General features: G+C 60.9%; 20 protein-coding genes. 7 read left to right on the forward strand and 13 right to left on the reverse strand.

All coding sequences use genetic code 11. From position 1 onward, the window contains the following. Positions 1-37: 37 nt before the first annotated feature. The 4 genes from ACIQV9_RS18770 to ACIQV9_RS18785 form a co-directional block, all read right to left on the reverse strand. A complete protein-coding gene (locus tag ACIQV9_RS18770; RefSeq protein WP_109627361.1) occupies positions 38-526 on the reverse strand; it encodes a glycine zipper domain-containing protein in 489 nt (162 codons plus the stop codon). 357 nt (positions 527-883) lie between these two features. After that, a complete protein-coding gene (locus ACIQV9_RS18775) occupies positions 884-3,232 on the reverse strand; it encodes an FdhF/YdeP family oxidoreductase (protein ID WP_403104380.1) in 2,349 nt (782 codons plus the stop codon). Then, positions 3,229-4,068 (reverse strand): formate dehydrogenase accessory sulfurtransferase FdhD, encoded by an 840-nt coding sequence (gene fdhD, locus ACIQV9_RS18780; protein ID WP_403104382.1) that lies wholly within the window; start codon positions 4,066-4,068, stop codon positions 3,229-3,231. Before fdhD ends, ACIQV9_RS18775 begins: the two co-directional genes overlap by 4 nt. 93 nt (positions 4,069-4,161) lie before the next feature. Then, entirely contained in the window at positions 4,162-5,049 is an 888-nt protein-coding gene (locus ACIQV9_RS18785; RefSeq protein ID WP_403104384.1) for a LysR family transcriptional regulator, read from the reverse strand. Positions 5,050-5,187: 138 nt separating this feature from the next. Here ACIQV9_RS18785 and lysM point away from each other — a divergent pair, with 138 nt between their 5' ends. Further along, a complete protein-coding gene (gene lysM, locus ACIQV9_RS18790) occupies positions 5,188-5,637 on the forward strand; it encodes a peptidoglycan-binding protein LysM (RefSeq protein ID WP_403104386.1) in 450 nt (149 codons plus the stop codon). 127 nt (positions 5,638-5,764) lie between these two features. Here the strand turns inward: lysM and yrfG are convergent, their stop codons facing one another. Continuing rightward, positions 5,765-6,427 carry a GMP/IMP nucleotidase gene (yrfG, locus tag ACIQV9_RS18795; protein ID WP_403104387.1) on the reverse strand — a complete coding sequence of 221 codons (663 nt, stop codon included), beginning with the start codon at positions 6,425-6,427 and terminating at the stop codon, positions 5,765-5,767. A gap of 90 nt (positions 6,428-6,517) precedes the next feature. Here yrfG and nudE point away from each other — a divergent pair, with 90 nt between their 5' ends. Both nudE and cysQ read left to right on the forward strand, forming a co-directional pair. Further along, on the forward strand, positions 6,518-7,084 hold the full coding sequence (nudE, locus tag ACIQV9_RS18800) for an ADP compounds hydrolase NudE (RefSeq protein WP_403104389.1): 567 nt from the start codon (positions 6,518-6,520) through the stop codon (positions 7,082-7,084). Next, positions 7,081-7,908 (forward strand): 3'(2'),5'-bisphosphate nucleotidase CysQ, encoded by an 828-nt coding sequence (cysQ, locus tag ACIQV9_RS18805; RefSeq protein WP_403104391.1) that lies wholly within the window; start codon positions 7,081-7,083, stop codon positions 7,906-7,908. Before nudE ends, cysQ begins: the two co-directional genes overlap by 4 nt. 99 nt (positions 7,909-8,007) lie before the next feature. On the opposite strand, the gene ACIQV9_RS18810 is transcribed toward cysQ, so the two are convergent. Genes ACIQV9_RS18810 through rfbB form a run of 7 tightly spaced genes read right to left on the reverse strand, consistent with a single transcriptional unit; the run spans position 8,008 to position 15,102 of the window. Beyond that, positions 8,008-8,463 carry a thioesterase domain-containing protein gene (locus ACIQV9_RS18810; RefSeq protein WP_403104392.1) on the reverse strand — a complete coding sequence of 152 codons (456 nt, stop codon included), beginning with the start codon at positions 8,461-8,463 and terminating at the stop codon, positions 8,008-8,010. Between the two features lie 40 nt (positions 8,464-8,503). Continuing rightward, entirely contained in the window at positions 8,504-9,898 is a 1,395-nt protein-coding gene (locus ACIQV9_RS18815) for a sigma-54-dependent transcriptional regulator (RefSeq protein ID WP_403104393.1), read from the reverse strand. Beyond that, on the reverse strand, positions 9,895-11,703 hold the full coding sequence (locus tag ACIQV9_RS18820) for an ATP-binding protein (protein WP_403104395.1): 1,809 nt from the start codon (positions 11,701-11,703) through the stop codon (positions 9,895-9,897). The genes ACIQV9_RS18815 and ACIQV9_RS18820 overlap by 4 nt, the downstream gene beginning before the upstream one ends. Before the next feature lie 36 nt (positions 11,704-11,739). After that, on the reverse strand, positions 11,740-12,609 hold the full coding sequence (gene rfbD, locus ACIQV9_RS18825; protein WP_403104397.1) for a dTDP-4-dehydrorhamnose reductase: 870 nt from the start codon (positions 12,607-12,609) through the stop codon (positions 11,740-11,742). Next, positions 12,606-13,151 (reverse strand): dTDP-4-dehydrorhamnose 3,5-epimerase, encoded by a 546-nt coding sequence (gene rfbC / locus ACIQV9_RS18830; protein ID WP_403104399.1) that lies wholly within the window; start codon positions 13,149-13,151, stop codon positions 12,606-12,608. The genes rfbD and rfbC overlap by 4 nt, the downstream gene beginning before the upstream one ends. Beyond that, complete coding sequence (gene rfbA / locus ACIQV9_RS18835; protein ID WP_109627386.1) at positions 13,148-14,023, reverse strand: glucose-1-phosphate thymidylyltransferase RfbA; 876 nt, start codon at positions 14,021-14,023, stop codon at positions 13,148-13,150. The genes rfbC and rfbA overlap by 4 nt, the downstream gene beginning before the upstream one ends. Continuing rightward, the gene (gene rfbB, locus ACIQV9_RS18840) at positions 14,020-15,102 is read right to left on the reverse strand and encodes a dTDP-glucose 4,6-dehydratase (RefSeq protein ID WP_403104401.1); all 1,083 of its coding nucleotides are present in this window, start codon (positions 15,100-15,102) and stop codon (positions 14,020-14,022) included. The genes rfbA and rfbB overlap by 4 nt, the downstream gene beginning before the upstream one ends. A gap of 175 nt (positions 15,103-15,277) precedes the next feature. On the opposite strand from rfbB, the gene ACIQV9_RS18845 reads away from it, so the two are divergent. From ACIQV9_RS18845 to ACIQV9_RS18860, 4 genes are all read left to right on the forward strand, one after another. Then, complete coding sequence (locus ACIQV9_RS18845) at positions 15,278-18,190, forward strand: aminotransferase (protein WP_403104403.1); 2,913 nt, start codon at positions 15,278-15,280, stop codon at positions 18,188-18,190. 313 nt (positions 18,191-18,503) lie between these two features. Further along, complete coding sequence (gene aguB, locus ACIQV9_RS18850; protein ID WP_403104405.1) at positions 18,504-19,382, forward strand: N-carbamoylputrescine amidase; 879 nt, start codon at positions 18,504-18,506, stop codon at positions 19,380-19,382. A gap of 4 nt (positions 19,383-19,386) precedes the next feature. Continuing rightward, positions 19,387-20,493, forward strand: coding sequence for an agmatine deiminase (aguA, locus tag ACIQV9_RS18855; protein ID WP_403104407.1), 1,107 nt, complete (start codon positions 19,387-19,389; stop codon positions 20,491-20,493). Between the two features lie 245 nt (positions 20,494-20,738). Beyond that, positions 20,739-20,951: a hypothetical protein gene (locus tag ACIQV9_RS18860; RefSeq protein ID WP_094469623.1), complete on the forward strand. Its 213-nt coding sequence runs from the start codon at positions 20,739-20,741 to the stop codon at positions 20,949-20,951. 206 nt (positions 20,952-21,157) lie between these two features. Here the strand turns inward: ACIQV9_RS18860 and ACIQV9_RS18865 are convergent, their stop codons facing one another. Then, positions 21,158-23,251: a TonB-dependent receptor gene (locus tag ACIQV9_RS18865; protein ID WP_403104409.1), complete on the reverse strand. Its 2,094-nt coding sequence runs from the start codon at positions 23,249-23,251 to the stop codon at positions 21,158-21,160. Positions 23,252-23,361: the final 110 nt, after the last annotated feature.

A 23,361-nucleotide genomic window follows, 5' to 3' on the forward strand; every position in this document is an offset into this window, starting at 1 on the left:
GATTTTTTATCTAGCTGTCAGCGAAGCCGTTCAAGCCTCAATGATGACGATTGTGCTTGTGATGTTTGCGGTGACCATAGGCATGACCACGGCCCGGATGGCCATCACGGTAGTAACGACGATCATCACGGCCGCCGCGATAGGAGCGACGATCATCGTCCTCATCGCTCTTGTTGCCCATGTAGTTACCCAGCGCGCCACCGGCGCCGCCGCCTGCTGCGGAGCCGATCAGGCTGCCGGTGGTGCCGCCCATGCTGCGGCCGACCACGTTACCGCCTGCTGCGCCCAACGCACCGCCAATGGCGGCTTCGCCACGGCTGCGTTTGTCTGCGCCAACTGCGCTACCACCCGCGCCGCCCAGGGCCGCGCCAATGGTGGAACCAGTATTGCCGCCTAACGATTGACCGACGACCGAGCCAAGAACCCCGCCCAATGCGCCGCCCACACCTGCTTCGGTGGTGCCTCCGGCAGAAGCGAAGCCACTGACCAGGCCAAGGGACAACAAGAGAATCGAGGAGAACTTCATTAGAGGAACCTCAAGGGGATGACGGCGCGATCCTGAGGCTGTGTCATGGTCGTGACAATCGAAATCCGACGAGTAACACGACTTGAGCACATTTCTATAAGTTGCTGTTTTTTGGGCGGAACTTAAGTGTTTTTCGCCGGTCTTTAGCTACTTCGGACAGGCCGTTTTTGTGAAAAAACGGCCTTTTTTGTGGGCGATTGGAAAGTTGCCGCAGGGTCTTGATCAGGTGTTCTCATGTCGGACGCCTTCGCGGGCAAGCCTCGCTCCTACAGGATCCGTGTCATGTACAAAAAATGCATACGACACAGACCTGTGGGAGCGAGGCTTGCCCGCGAAGAGGCCAGAGCTGCTGTCCCGTTAAGCCGACTTGGCCAAAATCAACCCGGTCTCACTCGCCATTTCCAGCCGTATTGCCACAAACTTCGACGTCGGCGTATGGCTGCCATCCCCGGTGCTTTCCAGCGGCACCAGTGGATTCACTTCCGGGTAATACGCAGCGGCCTGCCCTGCAGGAATATCAAACGCCAGCAGGGTAAAGCCCTTCACCCGACGCTCACGCCCGTCATCCCAGATCGAAACGATGTCAGCCTTCTGCCCAGGCTTGAAGCCCAGGCGAATGATGTCCGCTTCGTTCACAAACAACACATCCCGCTGACCCTTCACGCCACGGTAACGGTCATCCAGCCCGTAAATCGTGGTGTTGTACTGATCGTGGGAACGCATCGACTGCATGATCAGGTCCGGCAACACGCCGGTGGCGCGGGTGCGTTCGTGCACCAGGTCTTTGGGCAGCGCGTTCGGGCGGAAATTGGCGCGCCCGGACGGAGTGTTCCACTTGCGCGCACCAGCACTGTTGCCGAGGTAGAAACCGCCCGGATTCTTGATCTTCTCGTTAAAGTCGCGGAAGCCTGGAATGGTATCGGCGATCAGATCGCGAATGCGGCTGTAATCGGCCACGAGCCAGTTCCAGTCCACCGGTTTGCTGCCCAGGGTCGCGGCAGCGATGCCGGCGATGATCCAGGGCTCGGAGCGCATCTGATTAGACAGTGCCTGCAACTGGCCGTTGGAGGCGTGGACCATGCTGAACGAATCTTCGACGGTCACCGCTTGCGCGCCTTCGGCCTGGATATCGATGTCGGTACGGCCCAGGCACGGCAGGATCAGCGCGTCTTTACCGTGGGCCAGATGGCTGCGGTTGAGCTTGGTGCTGATCTGCACGGTCAGGTCGCAATTGCTCAAGGCCTGGAAGGTGCGCGGGCTGTCCGGGGTCGCCTGGGCGAAGTTGCCACCCAGACCGATAAAGACTTTGGCGCGACCTTCGGCCATGGCATGAATCGCCTCGACCACGTTATGGCCGTTTTCACGCGGCACCTTGAACTGGAAGCGCCGCTCCAAAGAATCGAGGAACGCCACCGGTGGACGTTCGTTGATGCCCATCGTGCGGTCGCCCTGCACGTTACTGTGGCCGCGCACCGGGCACAGGCCGGCGCCCGGCCGGCCGATGTTGCCGCGCAGCAGCATCAGGTTGGCGATTTCCTGGATGGTTGCCACCGAGTGGCGGTGCTGGGTGATGCCCATGGCCCAGCACATGATGACGTTCTTGCCTTTGGCGTACATGCGCGCCGCCTGCTCGATGTCCACCAGAGTCAGGCCGGACTGCTCGACGATCTGCGCCCACGGCGTGTCATCAATGGCGCCCAGGTATTCCAACACGTTGGCGCTGTGTTCATTGAGGAAGTCGTGATCGAACACGGAAGGGTTGCCGGTCTGCTGCGCTTCGCGTTCCCAATGCAGCAGGAATTTCGCCATGCCGCGCAGCACCGCCATGTCGCCGCCCAGCGCCGGGCGGAAGTAGGCGGTGTTGGTTGGCTTGTCGCCATTGGTGAGCATTTCGATCGGGTGTTGCGGGTGCTGGAAGCGTTCCAGGCCGCGCTCTTTCAGCGGGTTGACGCACACCACTTGAGCGCCGCGTTTAACCGCTTCGCGCAGGGGTTCGAGCATCCGCGGGTGGTTGGTGCCCGGGTTCTGGCCCCAGACAAAAATCGCATCGGCGTGTTCGAAGTCGTCGAAGGTCACGGTGCCTTTGCCGACACCGACACTTTGCGCCAACGCCACACCACTGGCCTCGTGGCACATGTTCGAGCAGTCGGGGAAATTGTTGGTGCCGTAGGCGCGCACGAACAGCTGATACAAGTACGCCGCTTCGTTGCTGGCACGACCCGAGGTGTAGAACTCGGCCTGACTCGGGCTCGACAGGCCCTGCAAATGTTTGGCGATCAAGGCGAACGCCGCTTCCCAGCTGATCGGCTTGTAGCGATCAGTTTCGGCGTCATAGCTTAATGGCTCGGTCAGACGCCCCTGATATTCCAGCCAATAGTCACTTTGTTCGAGCAACGAACTGACGCTGTGTTTAGCAAAGAAAGTACCGTCAACACGCCGTTTGGTCGCTTCCCAGTTCACCGCTTTGGCGCCGTTCTCGCAGAACGCCACCATGCCGGCTTCGTTGGAATCGCCCCAGGCGCAACCGGGGCAATCGAACCCGCCGTTCTTGTTGGTTTTGAGCATTATGCGCAGGTTTTTCAGCGCGTTGTCACTGGTCAACCAGGCCCGGGCAACGCTGGCCAGTGCGCCCCATCCACCGGCCGGGCCTTTGTAGGGCTTGTAGCGAGGGACGGGTTTCTGGTCGGCTTGACGATGTTGACTCACGCTTGATTCTCCAATGCCGGGCTGTAGACCCGCGGTGCATTTTTCTGGGGCAGATGGATGAGATTGAGGTTGTGGCGACGGGCCCATTGCACGGCAAGGCCGGTGGGCGACGACAGGCTGACCAGGGTCTGGATGCCTGCGCGCAACACTTTCTGAATCAATTCGAGGCTGCAACGGCTGGTGACAATCGCCAGGCCGCCTTCGGTCGGGATCTTCTGACGGATGAGCCCGCCAATCAGTTTGTCGAGGGCGTTGTGCCGGCCGATGTCTTCGCGGCCCAGCAGCAACTCGCCCTGACCGTTCATGAACACCGCCGCATGCACCGCGCCGGAGTGCTGGCCAAGAGGCTGGAAGGCCCCGATGCGCTGGCGCAAACCGTCCAGCCATTCGACAGGTGGCAGGGGGGCTCCGGGCAACACTTTTAGGTCCGGCAATGCCTGTTCAACTGCCTCCACACCGCAGAGCCCGCAGCCGCTGGTGCCAGCCATTTGCCGACGCTGCTGCTTGAGGTTCCAGAACGCGCGGTTGGCGATGGTCACTTGCGCGTATTGCGCCGACCCGGTGCCACTGAGTTGAAGGTCATAGATGTCGGACGCATCTTCGATGATGCCGCTGCCGAGGCTGAAACCGACGATGAAGTCTTCAAGATCCGTCGGCGTAACCAACATCACCGCCTGGCTGATGCCGTTATAAGCGATCGCCAGCGCGACTTCCTCGGCGAGCGCGGTGCTGGCCGATTCGGTGTATTGAAGGTCGCTGTAATCGTAGGTCTGGCTGGCGGCGGGCGCGGGCGCTTCAAAGGCTGGCGCCGCGCAGGCAGGGCGCTTGGCTTTCATGGGCATCACCGACGGTTTAGTCAGGTTTAAGCCTAGGCGCGTCAACATGTCGCGTCTAATCGCTATTACTGATCTGCCGATAGATGACGTCGATCAAGAGGCTGTCAGCGATTTCTGATAGATCGCAAAACAGGCTTCGGCCAGCGCCGAGCGTGGGGCGCTTCGACGCATGATCAGCCCCAGCCGGGCAAGGGTCTGAGCGTTTTCGATGGGTTGCAGGCGCAAATGGTCAGTCAGGTTTTCCAGGCCGCCGTCCAGCGGCATCACCGCGCAGCAGAGGCCGCCGTGCACCGCTTGTAACAATTGGTGGACGGCGTCGGTTTGCAGAAGCGGCTGGGGTGTCAGGCCACGGCTGTGGAAGTTGTGGTCAATGGACTGGCGAAAGTGCATGCCGCTGGTAAGCATGCCCAGAGGCAACTCGATCAAGGACTCCCAACTCAGCGGTGCCTCGCCGAAGCTGAAGAAGCGCTGATCGTAGAGCAGGCCCATGCGGGTTTCGCTGAAGGCCAGGGAGTCGAAACGCTCGTTGTCCAGACGCTCCAGGTACGACACGCCAAGGTCCAGGCGATTGTTCGCCAGTTGTTCGAGGATTTGTTCGGAACTCAGGGCCGAGAGTTCAAAGCGCAGGTTCGGGTGTTCGGCATGCAGGCGTTGCATCAACGGCAGCGGATCGAAACTCGACAGCGGCACCACGCCCAACCGCAGCGTACCGACCAGATTGCCGCGACAGGCGGCGGCCTCGGCCTGCAAGCCGTCGTAGGCCGCCAGCACCGTGCGCGCCCACGCCAGCACGCGCTCGCCCGGCGCGGTGAACCCTTCGAAGCGCTGGCCACGATTTACCAGCGGCAGGTCGAGTTCTTCTTCGAGGCTGCGCAGGCGCATGGACAAGGTCGGCTGGGTGATATGGCAGCGCGCCGCCGCCTGGCCGAAGTGGCGGGTTTCGTCGAGGGCGATGAGGAATTTCAGCTGCTTGATGTCCATCTTCGCTCCAGGGCGCGGTGAAGGTCGGGATTCTAGCGCTTGTGCCAGATCAACGTCATTGGTCGGGTTGGAACCGGGGGTATCAAGCTTGGTCTAGTCTTTTGCGTCTGGAACCTAAAACCCCAAGGAGAGCAAACGATGAGCCTTTTCAGTTTTCTAAAAGAAGCCGGTGAAAAAATTCTCGATGCGCTGACGCCGGACAAGGCCGAAGCCAACAGCGAGGCGTTGACCAAGCACGTCAAGGACGCCCTGACCGGGATAGACACTTCCAAGATCCAGGTGAAAGTCGAGGGAGAAAAAATCATCGCTACCGGCGAAGCCGCCAGCCAGGAAGAGAAGGAAAAGATCCTTCTTGCGCTGGGTAACGTGGCCGGTATCAGCGGTGTGGATGATCAGATCACGGTGACTGGACCGGTGGCTACGCCGGCCAAATTCGTCACGGTCGAGAAAGGCGACACGCTTAGCGCGATTTCCAAGCGTGTGTATGGCGATGCCAACAAATATCAAAAGATCTTCGAGGCCAATAAACCGCAGCTCAAACACCCGGACAAGATCTATCCAGGGCAGTCGTTGCGGATTCCTGAGTAACCCTCAAGACCGAGTGATGGCTTTCGCGGGCAAGCCTCGCTCCTACAGGATTTGTGTCGTACGCATGCATCGTGAACGACACAAATTCTGTAGGAGCGAGGCTTGCCCGCGATGCAGGCGACTCGGTCTAAAGCCCTGCAATAAGCTCCCGATAATCCCCAACCGCCGCAAACTCCGCCGTGTCCTTGGGCCCTTTGCGACTGTCCGGCTCACTCACCGCCAACAGGTGCGCCACGCCAAAACTGCGCGCACTGCGCAGGATCGGCAACGTATCGTCGATAAACAGGCTGCGCGCCGGGTCGAAACCGATGTCGGCCTGCAACGCCTCCCAGAACTGCGGATTTTCCTTGGGAAACCCGTAGTCATGCGAGCTGATCAACCGCTCGAAGTACGGCGCCAGTTCAATCCGTTCCAGCTTCAATGACAGCGAATCACGGTGCGCATTGGTGATCATCACCACGCGTTTGCCCGCCTGTTTGATTGCCGCCAGAAACGTGTCCGCATCCGGGCGCAGGGCGATCAGGTGGGCGGTTTCCAGTTTCAGCTCACGCACCGGCAGCTTTAGCTCGGCGCTCCAGAAATCCAGGCAATACCACTGCAACTGACCGGCGTTGCGTTCGAACAGCGGCTGCAACTCCATCTCGGCCATGGCCCGGCTGACCCCGTGCAACTCGGCGTAACGCTGGGGCAGGTGTTCCATCCAGAAATGGTTGTCGTAGTGCAGGTCCAGCAGCGTGCCGTCCATATCCAGCAAAACGGTGTCGATGTCGCGCCAGGGCAGCAGGGACATAAAAAACTTCTCCAGCGGTAATAAAGATATCCGAGGTCAACAATCAGGATAGGCCGGGTATAGTAACCCGCTATCGCCCAGGAGCCGCTTATGCGCCAGAAACCCACCGTACTCGCCCGCGAGATCGTCGCCACCAGCCGTTTGTTCTGCGTCGAGGAGCTGAAGCTGCGCTTTTCCAATGGCGTGGAGCGCACCTACGAGCGTTTGGTCGGCAAAGGCGCCGGGTATGGCGCGGTGATGATCGTGGCGATGCTCGATGCGGATCATGCCGTGCTGGTCGAAGAGTATTGTGGCGGCACCGATGCCTATGAGTTGTCGTTGCCCAAAGGTTTGGTCGAGCCGGGCGAGGACGTGCTGGCGGCGGCCGAGCGCGAGCTCAAGGAAGAGGCCGGGTATGGTGCTCGGCAGCTGGAGCATCTGACCGAGTTGTCGTTGTCCCCCGGTTACATGAGCCAGAAAATCCAGGTGGTGCTGGCCACCGATCTGTACGAAGAACGCCTGGAGGGCGACGAGCCCGAGCCGATGGGTGTGGACAAGATCAACTTGCGCGAGCTGTCGGCCTTGGCGCAGAACCCGCGATTCACGGAGGGCCGTGCCTTGGCGGCGCTGTACCTGGCCCGTGATCTGCTGACGCAGCGCGGGGTGTTTCTGCCATGAATTTCCCGCATCCGTTGATGGCGCCGGTGGTTGAACTGGCGTTGAAGGCTGGCGAAGCGATTTTGCCGTTCTGGCGCACAGGGACTGCGGTGACGGCGAAGGCTGACGATTCTCCGGTCACCGCCGCTGACTTGGCCGCTCATCATCTGATTCTGGACGGGCTGACGGCGCTGGATCCGAGCATTCCGGTGCTGTCCGAAGAAGACGCCAACATTCCCCAGAGCGTGCGCGCCGGGTGGCAGCGCTGGTGGCTGGTGGACCCGTTGGACGGGACCAAGGAGTTCATTTCCGGCAGCGAAGAGTTCACCGTCAACATCGCGCTGATCGAACAGGGCCGGGTGGTGTTTGGCGTGGTGTCGATGCCGACCAGCGGCCGCTTTTATGTCGGTGGTGCCGGTCTGGGCGCGTGGCGTGGCGACAAAGGTGCCGAGGCGTTGCCGATTCAGGTTCGCGAGGTGCCGGCTCCGGGTGAAGCCTTTACCGTCGTTGCCAGTCGTCGGCATTCGAGTTCTGAGCAGGAACGCTTGCTGGCCGGGTTGAGCGCCAGTCTGGGCGAGTTGAAACTGGCGAATATCGGCAGTTCGCTGAAATTCTGTCTGTTGGCGGAAGGCGCGGCGGATTGTTATCCGCGATTGGCGCCGACTTCGCAGTGGGACACAGCGGCAGCGCAAGGTGTGCTGGAAGGCGCGGGCGGTGAGGTGCTGGATTTGAGCGGGAAGCCGTTTTGTTATCCGGCGCGGGAATCGTTGTTGAATGAGTTCTTTTTGGCGCTGCCGGCAAAGGCCGCCTGGCGCGAAAAACTGCTGGAACTCGCCCGCCTCTAAGATTGCAAGATCGTTCCCACGCGGAGCGTGGGAACGATCAGTCACTGCTGCGCTGCGCAGCGAGCGGGAGCAAGCTCCCTCGCCACAGGTCTTGTGTGCTTACCGGTGCAGGACGTACTGCCCGGTAAACCTCACCGCATCGTCATCGCTATCGGCATTGACGATCCGCGAATGCAGCGTCAAACGCGCCCGCCCGTATCGCTGATACGTCGCCAGAAACTTCTTCCACACCGTCGCACTCGGTGCCTGACAAATCGCAATCGCGTCCATGGTCACCGGCAGCGGATAAGTGATGTGCCCTTCGTGAATCACGATGTGCCCGCCTTCAATCCCTTCTTCATGCAAGCGCAAATGCAGCCAGCCCCACCCGGCCAGCACCGCGCCGCAATACAGGCTGCCGCCGAACATGGTGCTTTTGTGATTGACGTTGGCCTCGAGCGGCATGTGCAGGCGCAGTTGCTGGTCGTGCCAGTCGAGCACTTTTAGGCCCATGTCCCGGGTCAACGGAATATCGTGATGGAGGACTGATTCCAGGTGACGACTGTCGCGGCTCATGGACGGGTCTCTTGTTTGAAGATAATGAGGGGACGGTAGCTCAATCGAGTTCGTCGGTGTGACTGCTGGCGCCACCGTCGGCGAAGTTCAGGCCATGCTTGCGCAGTTTGTCGTGCAGGGTCTTGCGCGGAATGCCGAGGGCTTCGGCGAGGCTGCGCACCGAGCTGTGAGAGCGTGCCAGTTCCGCGGCAATCAACGATTTCTCGAAATTTTCCACCTGCTCGCTCAGACCGCCGCTGACCACTTCGACCGTCATGCCGGCAGCGCCCTCCGGGGTGTTGTTGTCCAGCGCCAGTTCCAGACCCAAGGCAAAGCGTTCGGCGGCGTTTTGCAGTTCCCGCACGTTGCCCGGCCAGGTGTGGCGCAGCAGCAGAGCGCGCTGCCCCGGTTGCAGTTCATGGGGCGGCAAGCCATGGCGGGCGCTGGCTTCGTCGGCGAAATACTGGAACAGCATCAGCGCATCTTCTCCGCGCTCACGCAGCGGTGGAATACGCAGCGGCGCGACGTTCAGGCGGTAATACAAGTCGGCACGGAACCGCCCTTGATCGGCGGACTGGCGCAGGTCTTCCTTGGTCGCGGCGATGATGCGGATGTCCAGCGGGATCAGCTGATTGCCGCCCAGCCGCTCGACCACGCGCTCCTGCAGCAAGCGCAGCAGTTTCACCTGCACGTCCAGGCTCATGCTTTCGATTTCGTCGAGGAACAGCGTGCCGCCGTTGGCGAATTCGAACTTGCCGATACGGCGCTTTTGCGCGCCGGTGAACGCGCCCGGCTCGTGACCGAACAACTCGCTTTCGACCACAGACTCAGCCAACGCCCCGGCGTTGATCGCCACGAACGGGCCGCTGCGCCGGCTCGACAAATCGTGCAGCGCCCTGGCCACGACTTCTTTGCCAGCACCGGTTTCGCCGAGGATCAGCACGTCGGCCTTGGTCGCCGCCAACGCGCCAATTTGCTCGCGCAAGCGCAGCATCGGCGCCGATTGCCCGACCAGTCGGGTGCTTAGTTCATTGCGATCGCTCAAGGCCAGGCGCAGGCTGCGGTTATCCAGCACCAGCCGGCGCAGGGCCAATGCGCGGCGCACGCTGTCGAGCAGGGCATCGCTGGCGAAAGGTTTTTCCAGAAAGTCATAGGCCCCGGCGCGCATCGCTTGCACGGCCAGCGGCACATCGCCGTGGCCGGTGATCAGCAGCACCGGCAACTCCGGGTCCTGGGCATGCAGTTCAGTCAGCAGTTCGAGGCCGTCCATGCCCGGCATGCGGATGTCGCTGACCACCACGCCGGGCCAGTCGCGCTCCAGTTGCCCGGCCAGGCCTTTGGCTTCGGCCAGTGGCAGAATTTTAAGGCCCGCCAGGTCCAGCGTCTGGCTCAAGGCCTGACGCAGGTGGGGATCGTCGTCGATCAGCACGACCTGGACACGGTTATCGATGGTCATGCACTTCGGTCCTCGGACGGTTGCAGGCTCACGCCCGGTGCGCCTGCGCGCAGTTTCAGGGTAATCAGAGCGCCGCCTTCCTTGTGATTGGAGAACGACAGTTCACCACCGAAGGCACGCATCAGGGTTTCGCAAATCGCCAGCCCCAGGCCAAGCCCCTGGGTGCGGGTCTTGGTGGTGTAGAAGGGCTCGCTGGCGCGACCAAGGGCTTCCATGCAAAAGCCGGGGCCGTTGTCGCGAATGTACAGAATGACGCCGTCCGCAGTGGATTGGGCACTCAACCAGAGTTTACGCGGCGGGCCTTTTTCGGTCAGCGCGTCGAGGGCGTTGGCCAACAGGTTGCCGAGCACCTGACGCAGACGGGTTTCCCCGGCCTCGACCCATAACGTGGCCGCCGGCAAATCGCGGATCAGCTCGACTTCCATGCTGCGCCGACGCTTGGCCAGCAACGCCAGCGCGTCATCCAGCGCCGGTTGCAGGGCGACGCTTTCCGGTGCATGGCGATCGCGCCGGGCGAAGGCGCGCAGATGAGCAATGATCGACGCCATGCGCCCGGTCAGTTCACTTATCAGCTTGAGGTTGCCGCGGGCATCGTCGGTGCGCTGATGATCGAGCAGCACTTCGGCGTTTTCCGCGTAGCTGCGAATGGCGGCGAGCGGTTGATTCAATTCGTGGCTGATGCTCGCCGACATCGTCCCCAGCGCTGACAACTTGCCGGCCTGCACCAGATCGTCCTGAGCGCGCACCAGTTCCTGCTGGGCGTGTTCGCGCTCCAGCACTTCCTGTTTCAGTCGACGGTTGAGGCCTTCGAGGTCGCTGGTCCGCTCGGCGACCCGGCCTTCCAGTTCGCGCCGGGCCTTGGCTTCGAAGGCGATGCGTTCGAGGTAATGGCGGCGGCGCTGCATCATCAGGCCGAGCAGCAACATCAAGACCAGCAACGTCGCGCCGCCAATGGCGACGACGGTGCGCACCGGGCGGTCGATCAGGGTGCGTGGGGCGAGAATACTGACGTTCCAGCCGGTTTCGGCGATCTGCTGGGTTTGGGTCAGCCAGGCGTTGGGGTTGAGCTTCAACGGTTTCGGATCGCGGGTCGGGTACGGTTGGATCGCGGTGATCGCTTTGCGTTCTTCTTCGCTCAAGGGCCGGGTCGAGCGGAATCGCCACTCAGGACGCGACGTGAGGATGACCACGCCGTTATGGTCGGTCAGCAGCAGTTGTTCCGGGGTTTTGCCCCACAGGCTTTCGGTGTGGTCCAGGTCGACCTTGACCACCAGCACGCCGATGATTTTTTCGCCGTTGCGCACGGCGGCGGCGAAGAAATAGCCACGTTTGGCTGACGTGGTGCCTAAGCCGAAAAAGCGCCCGAGCCGCCCGGCCATGGCTTCGCTGAAATACGGACGGAAGGAAAAATTGCGGCCGACGAAACTGTCGTGTTTGTCCCAGTTCGACGCCGCGAGGGTCTTGCCCGTGGTGTCCATCAGGTACATGACTTCGGCGCCGGTCTGGGCGCTGATGTTTTTCAGCAGGCGATTGGCATTGCCTTGGGTGACGCTGTCGTCCGGCGCCCCGAGCACCGCGCGCAGGGCCGGCAGGTCGCCGAGGATCTGTGGCAGTACTTCATAGCGGTGCAGCGTGCCCAGCAGGTTGGCGACGTACAGGTCGAGGGTCTGACGATTCTGCCCGGCCAGTTCGCTGCGGTAATAACGCTCGGCCAGATGCTCCAGCGGCCACAGCAACGGCGCCAGGCACAGCGCAAGTAGTGCGAGGCTGCGCCAGCGGGGTCTGCGGGGGAGGGTCGGAGTCATGAGCATCGGGCGCCTGTGGGTACAGGCGCATTATGCCTAGGCTTGCTCGGCAAGACACTCGCGCAGCGCGGTTTGCCAGTCAGGCTGACTGACGCCCCATTCGCGTTGCAGGCGACTGCAATCCAGGCGCGAGTTCAGCGGCCGGGCGGCCGGTGTCGGATAGTCGCTGGAAGGGATCGGCAGCAGGTTGGCGCAAGGCTTGCCCTGTTCCCGCAGCGCTTCGCCGATGGCCTGGGCGAAACCGAACCAGGAAGTCTCACCCTGAGCGGTCAGGTGATAAGTGCCCCAGGCACCGGCGTGTCCCGCTTGCCAGCGTTCGATCAGTGCGACAGTGCTGGCAGCGATGGTGCCGGCCCAGGTGGGCGCGCCGATCTGGTCAGCGACAATGCGCATTTGCGGCTTTTCTTGCAGCAGGCGTTGCATGGTCAGCAGGAAATTACGGCCGTGGGTCGAATAAACCCAACTGGTCCGCAGGATCAGATGCTGGCCTTGTACAGCGGTAATCGCTTGCTCGCCGGCCAGCTTACTGTTGCCATAAACGCCGAGCGGGTTGGGCACGTCGGCTTCGTTGTACGGCTCGGCTTTGCTGCCGTCGAACACATAATCGGTGGAGTAGTGAATCAGCGGGATTCCCAGCGCCAGCGCCTCTTCGGCCAGGATGCCCGGGCCGGTCGCGTTGATGGCAAACGCCAGTTCCGGCTCGCTTTCAGCTTGATCGACCGCAGTATGAGCGGCTGCGTTGATGATCAGGTCCGGGCGAACTCTTTGCACTTGCTGACGAATTTGCTGCGGCTGAGCCAGATCGAGCTGATCGCGACCCAATACCACCCACTCGCCAACAGCGCCCAAGCGGCGCTGCAACTCACGCGAAACCTGACCGTGCTGACCGCTGATAAGAATTCTCATGGAAACAGATCAGCCTCTTTCAAGCTTTTGCCATTTTGATCCTTGGCCGACAGCTTGGGCGCTTCCTCCAGTTGCCAGTCGATGGCCAGGGTCGGATCGTCCCAGCGAATGCAACGCTCGGCGGACGGCGTGTAATAGTCAGTGGTCTTGTAGAGAAATTCGGCAAAATCGCTGAGCACCACAAACCCATGGGCAAACCCTTCCGGCACCCAGAGTTGGCGATGGTTTTCTGCGGACAGGCGCACGGCTTCCCACTGACCGAAATTCGGCGAGCTGCGACGGATGTCCACCGCGACGTCGAGCACCTCACCGGCGGTTACCCGCACCAGTTTCCCCTGGGTATTTTCCAGCTGATAGTGCAGGCCGCGCAGCACACCTTTCTGTGAGCGGGAATGATTGTCCTGAACAAACTGCGTGTTCAGGCCTGTCGCTTCCTCAAACGCCTTGGCATTGAAGCTTTCGTAGAAAAAACCGCGCTCGTCACCGAACACCTTGGGTTCGATGATCAGCACGCCGGGTAGAGTGGTTTCAATCACATTCATTGTTCTTCCCCGGCCAGTTTGAACAGGTACTGGCCATAGCCGGTCTTGCCGAAATAGCTGGCGCGCTCCAGCAGCTGTTCGCGGTTGATCCAGCCATTTTCGTAGGCGATTTCTTCGAGGCAGGCGACTTTCAGGCCTTGGCGGTGCTCGATGGTCTGCACGTACTGCGAGGCTTCGAGCAGGCTGTCGTGGGTGCCGGTGTCGAGCCAGGCGAAACCGCGGCCGAAGCGTTCGACCTGCAGATCACCGCGTTGCAGATAGGCATTGTTAACGTCGGTGATCTCCAGCTCTCCGCGTGGCGAAGGCTTCACCGCTTTGGCGATCTCGATCACATCGTTGTCATAGAAATACAGGCCGGTCACGGCATAACTGGATTTCGGTTTTTTCGGCTTCTCTTCGATCGACAGGGCACGGCCTTCGCTGTCGAAATCAATCACGCCGAAGCGCTCAGGATCCTTGACCCAATAGCCGAACACGGTGGCGCCGGAAGGGCGTATGGCGGCGTTTTTCAGTTGGTCGCCAAAGTGCTGACCATGGAAGATGTTGTCGCCGAGGATCAGGCACACCGGGTCGTCGCCAATGAACTCTTCACCAATCAGGAACGCCTGGGCCAAACCGTCCGGCGACGGCTGCTCGGCGTAGCTGAAGTTGACGCCGAACTGACTGCCGTCCCCCAGCAGGTTGCGGTACTGCGGCAGATCCTGTGGCGTGGAAATCAGCAAAATGTCTTTGATGCCGGCCAGCATCAGGACCGAGATCGGGTAGTAGATCATCGGTTTGTCGTACACCGGCAACAGCTGTTTGGAGACGCCGAGCGTGATCGGGTGCAGACGCGTACCGGAGCCGCCGGCCAAAACGATACCTTTCATCATGCGAGCAGCTCCTTGGTATTGATGGCGCCCAGGCGTTCGCCCTGATAGCTGCCGTCCTGAACGCGACGGCACCACTCCAGGTTATCGAGGTACCACTGAACGGTTTTGCGCAGGCCGGTTTCGAAGGTTTCTTCGGGCACCCAGCCCAGTTCGCGCTCGATCTTGCTCGCGTCGATGGCGTAGCGCAGGTCGTGGCCCGGCCGGTCCTGGACGAAGGTAATGAGGTCGGCGAAGTGCGCCACACCGTCAGGCTTGTTCGGCGCCAGCTCTTCGAGCAGCGCGCAGATGCCACGCACCACGTCGATGTTCTTCTGTTCGTTGTGACCGCCGATGTTGTAGGTCTCGCCAACCACACCTTCGGTGACCACTTTGAGCAGCGCCCGAGCGTGATCTTCGACGAACAGCCAGTCGCGCACTTGCAGGCCGTTACCGTAGACAGGCAGATGCTTGCCGGCCAGGGCGTTGAGGATCACCAGCGGGATCAGTTTTTCCGGGAAGTGGAACGGCCCGTAGTTGTTCGAGCAATTGGTCAGCAACACCGGCAGGCCGTAGGTGCGTTGCCAGGCGCGCACCAGATGGTCGGACGCCGCTTTGCTCGCGGAATACGGCGAGCTCGGCGCGTAAGGCGTGGTTTCGGTGAACAGATCATCAACGCCGTGCAGGTCGCCGTAGACCTCATCGGTGGAGATGTGATGGAAGCGGAAGGCGCTTTTTTCCGGCTCAGCCAGGGTGTGCCAGTAGGCGCGAGTGGCCTCGAGCAGGCTGTAGGTGCCGACGATATTGGTCTGAATGAAATCCGATGGACCGTCGATGGAACGGTCGACATGGGATTCCGCCGCCAGGTGCATGATCGCGTGCGGCTGGAAACGTGCCAGTACCGCGCTCACGGCGGCCTGGTCGACGATATCGGCCTGGACGAACTCGTAGCGGGTGTCGGTGGCAATACTGGTCAGCGACTCGAGATTGCCGGCGTAGGTCAGTTTGTCCAGGTTGAGCACTTCATGCTCAGTGTGCCGAATCAGGTGGCGAATCAGGGCAGAGCCAATGAAACCGGCACCGCCGGTGATGAGAATACGCATGTTGGCCAGCCTTTTTCTGTAAGACGATAAAGCGAATGAGCATAGCTTGTCGGCAGGAGCAGGGCGGTGCAAGAGGGTTGTCGGTCGTATTTGGCATTTGCCGCGCCGTCGGGGGTTGATTATCGACCGATGCAGTGGCGATATAAGCGCCTAATAAAATTTCAGGGGTCGTTGTATGCCGCTCGCCACGTTGATTCACCGCGCCAGTTTGCCCAGCCCGCAAGTCTCTGCGGAGCAAGCGCTAGAGCTGCTGGAGGGGCATTACGGGTTGAGCGGCAGGTTGCAGGCTCTCGGTAGTCAGCAGGACCTCAACTTTCGGGTCGACAGCGGCCGGGGGCGTTTCGTCCTGAAAATCTGCCGTGGCGACTATTCGGCGCTGGAGCTGCAAGCCCAGCATGCCGGGCTCAAGCAGTTGGGTGAACACTCCGGCGTGCAAGTGCCGCGAGTGATTCCCTCCCTGAGCGGTGCAGACCTGCTCACGCTGGAAGTCGGTGGTCAGGCCGTACATGTGCGCTTGCTCGATTACATCGAAGGCCAGTCGCTGACGCACCTCGATCATTTGCCCGGTTCGGTGGTGGCTGGTTTCGGTCGGCTCTGCGGCGAAATGGACCTGGCGTTGGCCGCTTTCGAGCATCCGGGCCTTGAGCGCACGCTGCAGTGGGACGCCCGCCACGCCAGCGCGCTGATTGGCCATTTGCTGCCGGTGATCAAGGATGATGCGCAACGCAAATTGATCGCCGAGGCGGCGGAGCGGGCCGAGCGCCATTTGCAGCCGCTGGTGGACAAGCTGCCGGTGCAGGCAATTCACATGGACATCACGGACGACAACGTGGTCTGGCAGCGCGACTCGCAACGCCAATGGCAGTTGCAGGGCGTGATCGATTTCGGCGACCTGATCCGTACCTGGCGCATTACCGATCTGTCGGTCACCTGCGCGGCCTTGCTGCATCACGCCGATGGCGACCCTTTTTATATCTTGCCGGCGGTCCAGGCTTATCACGCCATCAATCCGCTAACCCATGAAGAACTGCTGGCGCTGTGGCCGATGATCGTCGCGCGCGCGGCGGTGCTGGTGCTCAGTGGCGAACAGCAAGTCAGCATCGATCCGGGCAATGATTACAGCCGCGACAACCTGACCCACGAGTGGGAGATTTTCCGCGTGGCCACGTCGCTGCCGCTGGAATTGATGGAAGCGGCGATCCTGACGTCGGTCGGCCAGACGCTGCCGAGCATTGGCAGCGAAGGTTTCGCGCCGTTGCTGCCGAGCCTGGTGGGGCGTGATTTTGCCTTGATCGATCTGGGCGTGCTGAGCCCGCATTTTGAGGCGGGTAACTGGGAGCAAGAGGGGATTGATCAGCGTTTGCTGACTGAGGCCGCAGCGGCTCACGGATTGGCGGCCAGTCGTTACGGTCAATACCGGCTGTCCCGTACTCGTCCAGATAGCTCAGGCGAACCCGACACTTGCCCGTTGCACGTGGAGTTGCGCGTGCCGCACGGCACAGCGGTCGAGTCGCCGTTTGCCGGCGTGGTGCATCAGCCGGCGGCGGGTGTGCTGCAACTGGACGGCCCGCAACTGAGCGTGCGGTTGTGGGGCATGACGCCGTCGCTGCACACCGGCGCGGCGCTGGTCAAAGGTCAGGTGCTGGGGGCGGTCAGCGGGCCGTTGATTGTGCAGTTGTGCCGAGGCACTTCGTTCGATGCGCCTTTGTTTTGCACGCCGTCTCGCGCTGCGGCCTGGCAAGCGTTGTGTCCTTCACCGGCGGCGTTGCTGGGGCTGGCTTGTGACGCCGAAGAGGAGCTCGATTCGCAGACGTTGCTGGCGCGCCGCGATGCCAGTTTCGCGCGCACGCAGAAGCACTATTACGTCGATCCGCCACGCATCGAGCGCGGCTGGCGCAATCACCTGATCGACATGCAGGGCCGCTCCTACCTCGACATGCTCAACAATGTCGCAGTGCTTGGTCACGGGCATCCGCGCATGGCGGCGGTGGCCAGCCGCCAGTGGTCGTTGCTCAATACCAACTCGCGCTTCAACTACGCCGCGGTGGCCGAGTTTTCCGAACGCTTGCTGAAGTTGTCGCCGGAAGGCATGGACCGGGTGTTTCTGGTCAACAGCGGCAGCGAGGCCAATGACTTGGCGATCCGCCTGGCATGGGCCTACAGCGGCGGTCGCGACATGCTCAGCGTGCTGGAGGCTTATCACGGCTGGACGGTGGGCGCGGACGCGGTCTCGACCTCGATTGCCGATAACCCGAAAGCCTTGAGCAGCCGCCCGGATTGGGTGCATCCGGTGATCGCGCCGAATACCTATCGCGGCGAATTCCGTGGCCCGGGCAGCGCGCCGGACTACGTGCGCAGCGTCGAACACAACCTGGCGAAAATCGCTGAGCAGAAACGCCAGTTGGCCGGTTTCATCTGCGAGCCGGTGTACGGCAATGCCGGCGGGATCTCGCTGCCACCGGGTTATCTGAAACAGGTTTATGCGCTGGTTCGCGCGCAGGGCGGTGTGTGTATCGCTGACGAAGTGCAGGTCGGCTACGGGCGCATGGGTCACTTCTTCTGGGGCTTCGAAGAGCAGGGCGTGGTGCCGGACATCATCACCATGGCCAAGGGCATGGGCAACGGCCAGCCGTTGGGTGCGGTCATCACCCGTCGGGAAATCGCCGAAGCGCTGGAAGCCGAGGGTTACTTCTTCTCGTCGGCGGGTGGCAGTCCTGTCAGTTGCCAGATCGGCATGGCGGTGCTGGATGTGATGGAGGAAGAAAAGCTCTGGGAAAACGCTCAGGTGGTGGGTGGGTATTTCAAGGAGCGGCTTGAAGCGCTGATCGATATTCATCCGTTGGTGGGCGCGGTGCATGGTTCCGGCTTCTATCTGGGGGTCGAATTGATTCGCGACCGTGAAACCCTGGAGCCGGCGACCGAGGAAACCACGGCGCTGTGTGACCGGTTGCGCGAGTTGGGGATTTTCATGCAGCCGACGGGGGATTATCTGAACGTGCTCAAGATCAAACCGCCGATGGTGACCTCGCGCCGGAGTGTGGATTTCTTTGTCGACATGCTGGCGAAGGTGTTGGATGAAGGGTTGTAAGGCTTGAGATCGCCTTCGCGGGCAAGCCACGCTCCCACAGGTCCGCGTCATACGCAGGGTTCGCGTACGACACGAAATCTGTGGGAGCGGGCTTGCCCGCGAAAGGGGCATCATGAATACCGACAAAACATCGATTATTATCGGTTTTAAGTGCGTAAAAATAGACAGGTGGAAGATTAATCGCTTCTAAAGCCGATTTTTATCGGCTATAAAGTCGCCACTGCCCACGGCGTGATTCATCGCGCCCGTGCTTCCCGTTTCTGTCATCGGTCGATCCCACGCTCGACCCACAGCACTTGCCCGGAGATGATTCATGAGCCGTATCGTTACCGTCGCCGCCACCCAGATGGCCTGTTCCTGGGACCTTGAAGCCAACCTCGAGACCGCAGAGAAACTGGTCCGTGAGGCTGCAGCCAAAGGCGCACAGATCATCCTGATCCAGGAACTGTTCGAGGCGCCGTACTTCTGCCAGAAACCGAACCCGGATTACCTGCAACTGGCCACGACGGTCGAAGACAACGTCGCCATCAAGCATTTCCAGAAAGTCGCCAAAGAACTGCAAGTGGTCCTGCCAATCAGCTTCTACGAACTGGCCGGTCGTGCGCGTTTCAACAGCATCGCGATCATCGATGCCGATGGCAGCAACCTCGGGATTTATCGTAAAAGCCACATCCCGGACGGCCCGGGTTACCACGAAAAGTATTACTTCAACCCGGGCGATACCGGTTTCAAAGTCTGGAACACCCGGTACGCGAAAATCGGCGTGGGCATCTGCTGGGACCAGTGGTTCCCGGAGTGCGCCCGCAGCATGGCGCTACTCGGAGCGGAAATCCTGTTCTACCCGACCGCCATCGGCAGCGAGCCGCACGACAAAACCATTTCCTCCCGTGACCACTGGCAGCGCGTGCAACAGGGCCATGCCGGCGCCAACCTGATGCCAGTGATCGCCAGCAACCGCATCGGCAATGAAGAACAGGACGGCTACGACATCACGTTCTATGGCTCATCGTTCATTGCCAACCAGTTCGGTGAGAAGGTCCAGGAACTCGACAAGACCGAAGAAGGCGTGCTGGTTCACAGCTTCGACCTCGACGAACTGGAGAACATTCGCAGTGCGTGGGGTTCGTTCCGTGATCGTCGCCCGAACCTATACAATGCGATCAAAACCCTCGACGGTTCCCTGGAGTCCTGATCGCATGACCACTTTAAACAGCACCCCGCGCGCCGACGGCTTCTACATGCCCGCCGAGTGGGCGCCACAAACCCAGACCTGGATGATCTGGCCCGAGCGCCCGGACAACTGGCGCCTGGGCGGCAAACCCGCACAAGCCGCGCACGTGGCCGTGGCCAAAGCCATCGCCCGTTTCGAACCGGTGACCGTGGCGGTCTCCGCCGGCCAATACGAAAACGCCCGTGCCCGCCTCGACGTGCCGAATATTCGTGTGGTCGAAATGTCCAGCGACGACGCTTGGGTTCGCGACACCGGCCCGACATTCGTCATCAATAACAGTGGCGAAGTCCGTGGTGTGAACTGGGACTTCAACTCGTGGGGCGGTTTCGATGGCGGTTTGTACTCGCCGTGGAACCGCGATTCGCAGGTGGGCGGCAAGATCCTCGAGATCGAGCGCAGCCAACGCTACCGCACCGAGGGTTTTGTGCTCGAGGGCGGTTCGATTCACGTCGATGGCGAAGGCACCCTGATCACCACCGAAGAATGCCTGCTCAACCGCAATCGCAACCCGCACCTTAACCGTGCAGACATCGAAGCGGTGCTCAGCGCCCATCTGGCGGTGGATAAAATCATCTGGCTGCCGGACGGTCTGTTCAACGACGAAACCGATGGCCATGTGGATAACTTCTGCTGCTATGTGCGTCCGGGTGAAGTTTTGCTGGCCTGGACCGATGATCCGCAGGACCCGAACTACCCGCGCTGCCAGGCGGCAATCAAAGTTCTGGAAAGCAGCACCGATGCCAAAGGTCGCCCATTCACGGTCCACAAGATGCCGATCCCGGGGCCGTTGTATGCGACCGAGGAAGAGTGCGCTGGCGTGGATCCGGTGGACGGGACTCAGGAACGTAATCCGACCGTCCGTCTGGCCGGTTCCTACGTGAACTTCCTGATCGTCAACGGCGGGATTATCGCGCCCAGTTTCGACGATCCGCTGGACGGTCCGGCGAAAGAGATTTTGCAGGCACTGTTCCCGCAGCACGAAGTGGTGATGGTGCCGGGCCGCGAACTGTTACTGGGGGGCGGCAATATCCACTGCCTTACCCAACAACAGCCGGCGCCGCACAAGGAGTGAGTGGGGTTGTAACAGCCTGAACCGGTTGAAAAACCACTGAGGCAAAGATTTCGCCCCGCCGTTCATCAAGAAGCCCGCAGCCCGAAAGGACTGCGGGCTTCTTTGTATCCGCTTGTCGACACTTGAGAAATATTGGCACAGCTCTTGTATCTGGTATGGGGTGAAACAGGGAGGGGGAGGACTTCGATGTTCTGTCATAAACCTTGGATAAGTTAGCCGCTCACAAACCGGGAGAGAGCGCCGAAATGAACGCGGAAGTGAACGTAGTGAGCGAGCGGGCATTGCATCCCCTGGCAGTCAATAGCGAATCGCTCCAGGTTCTTGCGCACTGGTTGAAGTCCAATGGAACGCGTCAGATCAGAGAACCTGATCCGCGCCGGATGATGATCGAGCGTTACCCCGCTGGTTTATTCAGCGAGGCGGAACTGGAAGCGTTGTGGGATGTGATGGAAGGATAAGAAGAAAAAACAAAGGATTGATAAAAGCGCTGCCGGGAGGGCGGCGCTTTTTTATGGGCGATGGATTTGTAAGCTACACCCCGACCATTGTAGGAGCGAGCCTGCTCGCGATGGCGGCCTGGCAGTCACATTAAAGTTGACTGACCCGCCGCCATCGCGAGCAGGCTCGCTCCTACAGGTGATTGGTGTGAACACATCAGCAGTGTTTAGAAGCTGTAGGTTCCGGTCACCACCAGGCTACGCGGTTCGCCGGGTTGAATCTGCGCGGCGCTGGTGGCCGACGAGTAATAGGTCTTGTCGCTGATGTTGTTCAGCGCTGCGCGCAAGTCCCAATCCTTCTGCCGGAACCCGGCCAGTGCATCCCAACGGCCATAACCTGGCAGCACAACGGTGTTGAGGTTATCGGCATAACGCTGACCTACCAGGGTCAACCCGGTTTCCGCATACCAGCCCATCTCCGGCTTCCAGGTCAGGAACAGACTGCCGTTGTGCTTGGCAACGTTGCTGATGCGTTTGCCTTCAAAGCCGTTGTTGTCCTTCTCGACCGTCGCGTCCTGCACGCCCACGCCACCGCGCACATACCAGTTGCCAGCGATTTTGCCGGTGCCGGTCAGCTCGATCCCGCGGGAGCGTTGCAGGCCCGAAAGCAAGGTGATGGTCGGGTTGAGCGGATCGCTGGTGCGGCGGTTGTAGAGTTCCAGTTCGTAAATTGCCAGGGTGGTGCTCAGGCGGTCGTCGAGCCAGTCGCTCTTCACCCCGATTTCCTTCTGCTTGGTCAGCTCCGGGCTCAAGTCGTTGCTGTTACCGGCAGTGCCCGGCGTGATGCCGATCAAGCCGCCGCCCACTGGCGAGAACGTCTTGGTCCAGGAGGCATAGAAGGAATGATTCTGCAGCGGCGTCCAGACCAGGCCTACACGCGGGCTGGTGCTGTGGCTGTCACGGTCTTCGGAGATGTTGCGCAGCTTGTTGGTCGATTCGATGTCGAAGGTGTCGTAGCGCAGACCGGCCAGCAGTTGCCATTGATCGTTCAGGCGCAGTTGATCCTGCACGTACACCGCACGGCTTTCGACTTCGGTGTGGTTGTCGCTGGACACCTGCATGCGCCCGGTATGACGCAGATCGCGATTCGGGTTGTACAGGTCCAGCGCCGGAACCGGTGAGCTGCCCGGCCCGGAAGTGGCCGCGTTGTACAAGGTCGGGTCGCGGCGCTGGCTGCCGATCTCGATGCCGGTCAGCAGGCGATGCTCCAGACCGAAGGTGTCGAAACCGCCTTCCAGTTCGACGTTGTTGTACACGTTGCGGGTGGTCAGGTCTTGCTGCCAATGCTGGCGCGTGACCTTGTTGGTGGCCGGGGTGTAACCGGTCAGGTACGTGTTGTCGAAATCGCTGTCGAGCTTGAACACGCCCAGGGTGTGCCGCAGCTGCCAGTTGTCGCTGAGTTCATAGCTGAGTTTCGAGCGCAGGGATTGCGACTTGTCGTCGATGAAATCGTGCTCGCTGCCGTAGGTCGTATCGCGTCCTACGTCTGCCGGGCGCCCGTTCACCCCAGGAATACCGCGATCCGGCGTGCGGTTGTATCGGCTGTATTCGTACTGCACCAGCCAGTTCAGGTCCGGCGTCAGTTGCCAGTTCATCGACGGCGCGAACAGTTGGCGGTTGCCGCTGACGCCATCACGAAAGCTGTTCTGATCCATGTTGCCCATGTTCAGGCGCAGGCTGATGTTTTCGGACGGATCGGTGCTGAGGTCGGCATAAAGGCTACGCAAGTCATCGCTGCCGCCCTGGGCTTCGATGGTCGAACGACGGCCGAACTCGGGCAGTTTGCTGACCCGGTTGACGATCCCGCCCTGGCTGCCACGGCCATATAGAACGGCCGCCGGGCCCTTGAGGACTTCGATGCGCTCGATGTTGTGCAAGTCGCGCACGTATTGGCTGTCGTCACGAATGCCATCGAGGTAGAAGTCGTTGCTGGCGTCGAAACCGCGAATGCGCAGGCTGTCGAAACGGGTGTCGGCACCGCTGCTGACGTTGGGGATGCCGCTCAGCGCAGTGCCCAGATCATTGGTGCCGTAATCCGAGACATTCGAGGTTTTAATCGAGTCGATGGCTTGGGGCACGTAGCGTACCGGTGTCGCGGTGCGGGTTGCGGTGCTGGTTTCCTTCACTCGCGGGTCGTCGGCTTCGGCTTCGGCACTGATCGAGGTTTCAGGTAATACGGTGGTCGCGGCGCAGGTGAAACCGGCAGACAGAAAAGCAGAAAGCCCAAGGGTGACGGGCGTAAGGCGGAAGGGGGCAGGCATCTGAAGCGCATCCGAAAGGGTGGAAGAATTCGAGGGTGCGAATGGTAATGCTTGTTATTTACTTTCGTTAATTATTCTTGAAAAGTTCCTTTGTTTGATTGTTTCGATTT

This window comes from Pseudomonas sp. NPDC099000 (genome assembly GCF_044759925.1).
GTDB lineage: Bacteria > Pseudomonadota > Gammaproteobacteria > Pseudomonadales > Pseudomonadaceae > Aquipseudomonas.